A 3,394-nucleotide genomic window follows, 5' to 3' on the forward strand; every position below is an offset into this window, starting at 1 on the left:
AGAGTTCTTCTTGTTGAAGATGATGATACACTTGGTCAGGCCGTGCGCGATCATGTTCTGGCAAGCGGTCATGCAGTTGACTGGATGCAGACGGCTGAAGATGCGGCACTGGCTGCGACAAGCGTTGCTTATGGCCTGATCCTGCTTGATCTGCGCCTCCCTGACGGCAGCGGCCTCACTATCCTCAAAGATTTGCGGAGTGCCAATAATCCGGTACCGGTTATTATATTAACCGCGCATGACCAGATATCAGACCGTATTGAAGGGCTGAATGCAGGCGCGGATGATTATCTGGTTAAACCGTTCAATCTTGATGAGCTGACCGCACGTATGCTGGCCGTGTCACGCAGATATGGCGGCAACAGCGTGTCGGTATTGCATGTCGGTGATCTCGAAATCAAAATCTCCGAGCGTAATATCCTTTCACCGCAGGGCGAGATTATCCTCTCGGGACGCGAATGGGCGGTGCTGGAATGTCTGCTCCACCGCTCCGGTGCTATTGTTTCCAAAGCACAGATTGAAGAAGCGCTTTATGCATTCGGCTCGGAAATTGAGAGCAATACAGTCGAAGTCTATATCAGCCGCCTGCGTAAAAAGCTCGGTCATGACCGGATAAGTACGGTGCGTGGTGTGGGTTACAAAGTTGAGGACAGAACATGAAGTCTCCCAGCCTCATCGGACGCCTCATGTTTTCTGTGACTGCAGCTGTGGTGACATTTTGGGTCGTCGCCGCTGTCGGTGGCATATTGGTGATGCGGGACGAATTTGCAGAGATTTTTGACAGTGCCTTGCAGGAAACCACCGAACGGCTGACACCGCTCATCGTCGACGACATTATGCATCGTGACCAATCCGGTGCAGCTCTGTCGCTGGACAACGGCGCTCAATCCTCATCCCGCCAATATCTGACCTATCAGGCCAGAGATGCCAGTGGCAAAATCCTTGTTCACTCATCGGATATTATCGACGGTGCCTTCCCTGCGCCATTAGCTGAGGGTTTTTGGGAGGATGATACTGCGCGCTATTATACTGTCGCCGCAGCCGATAATACGATCTTTGTTCAGGTCGCGGATCAGATGAAAAACAGGCGCGAAGCCATCAATGAAGGTGCGCTTGCCCTGTTACTGCCGATCCTCGTGCTTGTGCCGCTCAGCCTCTATATTATCCGCCTTGTTGCGCGGCGTTCGGTTAATCCTATCGGCGATTTGCGGCAGGCAATATCCGAGAAAGACAGCGGAGATCTGACACCGATAAAAGCTGAAGGACTGACGATCGAGCTTCAGCCGATCGTGCATTCGGTCAATATTTTGATGGGACGCGTGCAATCCGCTCTTGAAGCAGAGCGGGCATTCACCGCAAACAGTGCCCATGAATTACGCACGCCGATTGCCGGTGCATTGGCACATACGCAATTGCTGATGACAGAAGTGAAAAGCGCATCGGGCAAAGCGCGGGTCGAACAGATCGAAGCATCGCTGCAAAAACTGAAACGACTGGTTGAAAAACTGATGCAGCTGGCACGTGCAGAAGCCAATATAGCGCTTGCGGATAAGCCGGTGAATCTCCTGAGCGTCCTTAATCTTCTGGTGGAGGAATTTCAGCGTAAAATGGCTTCCAATGACCGGATTATTTATCAGCGCCACTCTGAGGCCAGTCTGATGAAGCCGGTCAATGAAGACGCCTTTGCTATTGTCATAAGGAACCTGCTTGAAAATGCATTGCTTCATGGTGCGCAGAATGAGCCGGTTATCATTCAGGCCGATAAAAACGGTACGATCCGCATTATAAATAGCGGCAAGAACCTTACTGCGGAAGAATTACTGCGTGTTCAGAAAAGATTTGGCCGTGGCACAACTGCAGCACCGGGTTCAGGACTTGGTATTCCCATTGCCACTGAAATTGCCGGTCAGATGCACGCCCGCCTGCAATTTTCCTCCCCGCCAAGCGGGCAGAAAAACGGCTTTGAGGCTATACTCAGCTTCTGACAAGCTGAATGACGTTTAAATTTGTAAAAACTGCGGAACCTTATGGAACAACCGGCATCTAATAGTCTCTGAGAGGAGAAAATTCATGTCCGTTTTGCTGCCCGCCGCTGAACTGCAAGAAGCGGCTCTCGTCTCCCGCGCTGCCGCCGGAGAAACGGAAGCCGTCCGTCAGATCATCAAGACGCATAACCAACGCCTCTACCGGCTCGTGCGTGCGGTGTTGCGCAATAATGCAGATGCCGAAGATGTGCTTCAAGAAGCCTACCTGAACGCCTTTACCCATCTTGATACATTTGAAGGCAGTGCTTCGCTCTCGACATGGTTGTCGCGTATCGCGCTCAACGCGGCACTGATGCGACTTCGGGCACAAAAGCGCTTGAAGCGCACAGCAGTCACTGTGCCAGCTCCAACAGCGGGACACATGGATGCAGAGATTATTCCCTTTCCGCTTTCCCATTCCACCACTGCCGATCCGGAGCGTATCATGGCGCAGCGCCAGCTTCTCACTCTCGTAGAGGAAGCCACTGATGCGCTTCCTGAAAGCTTCCGCCTTGTCTTCGTCGCCCGTGTGATTGAAGGGTTGAGTGCTGAGGAAACTGCCGCTGCGCTCAATATTCCGGTCGCTACGGTCAAGACCCGCCTGCATCGCGCCAGAAAACTCATCCGCACACAGCTTGAAGAACAGATCGGGCCGATATTGATCAACGCCTTTCCATTTGCCGGTATGCGCTGCGCCCGGCTGACTGAAGCCGTGATTAGGAAACTGGGTCTCGAAAAATAACGGGAACCTCTCCGGCGGGCTGACATCAAATGTAGTGTCAACCGAAACAGGCGCTGAACAAAACGGCGCCAAGGAGAGTCCGATGAAAACTCTGATCGCTGTACTCGGCACTGCCGCCCTTGCATTCACCAGCTCATTGGCGATGGCAGCTGACAAACCGACTGACCCTCAGATCGCTCATATCGCCTATAGTGCCGGTGCCATCGATATTGAAGCGGCCAAGCTTGCACTGTCAAAAACGACGAATCCCGAGGTTAAAGCCTTCGCGGAATCGATGCAGAAAGACCATGCAGCCGTCAATGAAATGGCTCTGGCGCTTGTCAAAAAACTCAATGTAACGCCGGAAGATAATGCCACCAGCCAGTCACTTGCCAAAGCGGGTGAAGAAGAACGCGCCAAACTAGATAAGCTTCAGGGAGCTGACTTCGACAAGGCTTATATCGATAATGAAGTCGCCTATCACAAGCAGGTGAATGGCGCACTGGAAACGCTGCTGATCCCTTCTGCTCAGAATGCAGAGCTGAAAGGCCTGCTGGAAACCGGTTTGAAGCTGTTTCAAGGCCATGAACAGCATGCCGAACATGTTGCGGCCAGCCTGAAATGACCGCGCTCCTTCTCAACCGACCGC

4 protein-coding genes are annotated in these 3,394 nt (G+C 52.7%); all 4 read left to right on the forward strand.

Going from position 1 to position 3,394, the window contains the following annotated elements:
- On the forward strand, nt 1-660 hold a 660-nt coding region (locus A918_RS0116375), incomplete at its 5' end, for a response regulator transcription factor (protein ID WP_022712099.1).
- Nucleotides 657-1,985, forward strand: coding sequence for a HAMP domain-containing sensor histidine kinase (locus A918_RS0116380; protein ID WP_022712100.1), 1,329 nt, complete (start codon nt 657-659; stop codon nt 1,983-1,985). The genes A918_RS0116375 and A918_RS0116380, both read left to right, overlap by 4 nt.
- An 85-nt stretch (nt 1,986-2,070) precedes the next feature.
- Nucleotides 2,071-2,766 (forward strand): RNA polymerase sigma factor, encoded by a 696-nt coding sequence (locus A918_RS0116385; protein WP_022712101.1) that lies wholly within the window; start codon nt 2,071-2,073, stop codon nt 2,764-2,766.
- A gap of 82 nt (nt 2,767-2,848) precedes the next feature.
- Nucleotides 2,849-3,370, forward strand: a complete 522-nt coding sequence (locus tag A918_RS0116390) for a DUF4142 domain-containing protein (protein WP_028233906.1) — start codon at nt 2,849-2,851, stop codon at nt 3,368-3,370.
- The last annotated feature ends 24 nt before the right edge of the window (nt 3,371-3,394 follow it).

Origin of the sequence: Pseudochrobactrum sp. AO18b, assembly GCF_000409565.1 — a bacterium.
GTDB classification, from domain to species: domain Bacteria; phylum Pseudomonadota; class Alphaproteobacteria; order Rhizobiales; family Rhizobiaceae; genus Pseudochrobactrum; species Pseudochrobactrum saccharolyticum.